This window comes from Herbaspirillum sp. B65 (assembly GCF_000333555.1).
In the GTDB taxonomy this organism is placed as follows: domain Bacteria; phylum Pseudomonadota; class Gammaproteobacteria; order Burkholderiales; family Burkholderiaceae_D; genus Herbaspirillum; species Herbaspirillum rubrisubalbicans.
On record NZ_BADI01000816.1, the window covers coordinates 1 to 3,403 of the forward strand.

Here is a 3,403-nt window from a genome sequence, read left to right on the forward strand (position 1 = left end):
CGTAGATGGGTAGATCCATTTCCGGCCCACGCCGACCTGCCACGCGCTTTGCCATGCGGCGCCCGGCGTGGGCGGAGAACGAGACGCCATTGCCGCCATAGCCGAGGGCGTAATAGACACTCTGCAGGGGATCGGGCTGCACCACACGCGGCATCATGTCGTGACTGACATCGACCCAGCCCCACCAGGAGTGGTCGATGCGAATCCCCTTCAAGGCGGGAAACTTGCGCGCCAGACCATCGATCAGCAGGCGGTAATGGCTGTCGCGGTGAGCATCGGCGCCGGTAATGGCACTGCGGCTACCGATCTGCACCCGACGATCCGGTAGCAGGCGATAGTAGAAGCGTAGCGTGCGGGTATCGGTGATGGCCTGGTGGGTCAGGAAATTGGTGGCCTGCAATTCTTCCTCGGTAAGCGGGCGTGTGACGATGGAGTTGGAGAGGACGGGGAAGACCCGGTTCTTCAATAGCGGCGTCAAACCCGGCAAGCCGTAGGCGCCGGTGGCCACTGCCACTGCACGAGCGCGCACAGTGCCGCCCGGCGTGCGCAGATGATGTACGCCATGGTGGGTCTCCCAGGCCGTAACCGGACTGGAGGGATGCACGCGCGCGCCCAGGGCGCGTGCCATCTTCATGTAGCCGAAGGCCAGTTTCAGCGGATGCACGCAAATACCCACCGGCTCATGCATGGCCCCGGCCGCTTCCTGGTCGCCGCACCAGTCGCGGCGGACTTCTTCCCCGGTGAGGATACGGGTGTCATAGCCGAAGCGGCTGCGCATGACCTCGGCTTCGTGGCGCAAGAAGGCCATTTTCTTGGGACGATGAGCGATGTAAAGATGGCCGCCTGGTTGCGCATCGCAATCGATCTCCTCGGTGAGCTGGCGGAAGGTCTCGAAACCGCTGCGGATTTCCTCATCCAGCCGCAAGGCGGTCTGCAAGCCCCAACGGTCTATCCACTGCGAGCGATACAAGCGGCCGCTGGCGTTCTGGCCTTGTCCGCCATTGCGACTGGTACAGCCCCAGGCCACCTGGTTGGCTTCCAGTACGGTGGCGCCAATGCCGTGTTCGCGCGCCAGGAACAAGGCCGTGGCCAGCCCGGTGAAACCGGAACCGATGATCACCACATCGGCGTCGGTATCGCCGACGATGGGGCCATCATCCCTGGGCGGCTCACCGGCGCTGGCAACCCAGTAGGTCGGCGCGTACTGCATGTTGTGGCCCGGCGACTGCGAGACCAGAGGATCGAACGCGGGGTCGTAAGCGGCAGCGCCGACTTCGGCGCGGGACAAGCTGTTCATGGCGATGGCCCTGTTGGCAGTTCAGGAGGAGGATGCTGCAATGGCCGTCAGGCCGGCTTGGGGGTGCGGGTCTTGCGGAACACGTTCTTCTGCAGGATCTTGCCGTCGCGGAAGACGAACAGATCCACGCCATCGGCCTGGATGGGGGTACCGTCGGCAGCAGTGCCAGTGAAGGTCCACTCGGAGACACCACGCTCACCCGCCACCCAATGCCGAGCGTTGCGCCACTGGGCATCGGGCACGCTGATCCAGGCCGAGGCAAAGGCGCGCGCCACTGCTTGCGGTCCGGTGTGGCGGGTGCCGTGGGTTTCGTGACCGGCCGCGGTAAGAAATTCGCACTCGGGATGCATGAACTGCATCAGGGCGTCAATGTCATGCCGGTTCCAGGCATCAGAAAAGGCTTGCAGGGTTTCTATCGTCACCGAGGCATTGGCACTGGAAGAAGAAGGCAACTGGACGGGCGAGGACATGCGGGCTCCATGGAATGGCCTGATGCAGGCCGATGACACACAGCCTAAAGGAGCCTGGACTGCTGGCCATAGAGCCAGCGGGAGGTTTCGATCAGGCCAGGCCGGTACCGATGGAACCAGGCTGGCGCAAGCGATCCAAGCGCAAGCGCTGCCGCCCATCGGTCAAGCGCCACATGGCCAGCGTGGCCGCGCCGAAGGCCGCCAGTCCGCTGGCCCCGGCCAGGATGAACATGAGCAGGATCTGGTACTTGGCCGCTGCCAGCGCATCCATACCGGCCAGCACCTGGCCGGTCATGATGCCGGGCAAGGTGATGATGCCGGCCGCCGACATCTGGTTGATGACCGGCAGCAAGCCGCTGCGCATGGCCGCCATGCGCAGCGCGCGCAGCGCCTGCTGACGGGTGTCGCCCAAGGCCAGGCGGGCTTCGATGATGGGCGCCGACTGGCGCGCCCCGGTGAGAAAGGCGTCCAGCGCTATGCTGGCCGAATTGAGCACGCTCCCCAAGACGATGCCCATCAGGGGAATCGCATAGCGCGGGTCGTACCAGGGATCAGGCCGCAGTGCCGTGGACAAGGCCAGCGCCACGGTCAGCAAAGAGGCCGTGCCGACCACGATGGCGCTGATGCGCAAGCCAGCATGGCCAGCCAGCGGCGTGCGTGCGCGGCTGGCCACCTCGCGTGCCGCAGCGGCAATCATCAACACCACGGCCACGCCGGTGAGCCAGGGCGACTGATGCACAAGGATCCAGCGCAGTACCAACCCCACCAACAAGAGCTGCGCCACCATGCGCACGGCAGCCAGCAACAACGGTCGGTGGATCTGCAACCCCAAGGCCAGCGAGGCGATGGCATTGACCAGCACCAGGATGGCCGACAACGCCAAATCGGTGGCTGACAAGGGCAAGGCACTCATGCCGGCTCCCTCTTGCGCACATGCAGGCTGTCGTGCGCCAGCCGGCGTGCCTGTTCTTCCCTATGCGTGACCAGCAGGAGGGAGCTGCCTTGCTGCATGAACTCCTGCAACAACGCTTCGACCCGCGCGACATTGTCGGCATCCAGGGCGCTGGTGGGTTCATCCAGCAAGAGCACTGCCGGTTGTCGCAGCAGCGATCTGATCAGGGCGGCGCGCTGGCGTTCTCCAGTCGACAGCTGTGCCAGGTCGGCATCGAGCCTGGCGACCGGCAAGGCCAGGCGCTCGGCCAACACCCTGGCCCGCGCCTGTTGCGATGGCGGGAAATGCGCCATCACCGTGGGCGCCCACCAGGCCGGCTCGGCGGCCTGGTACAGCACCTGGGCGCGCCATTGCGGGGCCGGCATGGCACTGCGCGCCTGGCCGTCCAGCCAGGCTTCACCCTGACCTTGGTCGAGGTCGGCGAGCAGCCTGAGCAAGCGGGTCTTGCCAGCCCCCGAGTCCCCAGCCACCACCAGGCAGTGTCCGGCCGACAAGGCGAAGCTGACCGGCGCCACCACCGCCGAGGCCAGGTCTTGCACCCGTAGGCGTGGTGGCACGTCGCCAGTGCCGGCAGGCAAGGCAGGAGCAGGAACGGTCGCGGCAAACGCAGCTGGACGCATGGCAAGGGCGATGATGGGGTGAAACAAAGCGGTAGCGCGCCAGTTTCCACAAGCGCAGGCAATG

4 protein-coding genes are annotated in these 3,403 nt (G+C 65.7%); all 4 read right to left on the bottom strand.

Going from position 1 to position 3,403, the window contains the following annotated elements; genetic code table 11:
- Positions 1-1,297, bottom strand: a 1,297-nt coding sequence (locus I5W_RS19470; RefSeq protein ID WP_044530465.1) for an NAD(P)/FAD-dependent oxidoreductase, incomplete at its 3' end; no start/stop codon positions are given.
- A gap of 47 nt (positions 1,298-1,344) precedes the next feature.
- Positions 1,345-1,767 (bottom strand): nuclear transport factor 2 family protein, encoded by a 423-nt coding sequence (locus I5W_RS19475; protein WP_044530466.1) that lies wholly within the window; start codon positions 1,765-1,767, stop codon positions 1,345-1,347.
- Positions 1,768-1,858: 91 nt separating this feature from the next.
- Positions 1,859-2,680 carry an ABC transporter permease gene (locus I5W_RS19480; protein ID WP_044530467.1) on the bottom strand — a complete coding sequence of 274 codons (822 nt, stop codon included), beginning with the start codon at positions 2,678-2,680 and terminating at the stop codon, positions 1,859-1,861.
- Positions 2,677-3,403, bottom strand: a 727-nt coding sequence (locus tag I5W_RS19485; RefSeq protein WP_306302677.1) for an ABC transporter ATP-binding protein, incomplete at its 5' end; no start/stop codon positions are given. The genes I5W_RS19480 and I5W_RS19485, both read right to left, overlap by 4 nt.

Coding starts and splice junctions, on each gene's coding strand:
- I5W_RS19480 (WP_044530467.1), bottom strand. CDS start 2,680: ATGAGTGCCTTGCCCTTGTCAGCCACCGATTTGGCGTTGTCGGCCATC.
- I5W_RS19475 (WP_044530466.1), bottom strand. CDS start 1,767: ATGTCCTCGCCCGTCCAGTTGCCTTCTTCTTCCAGTGCCAATGCCTCG.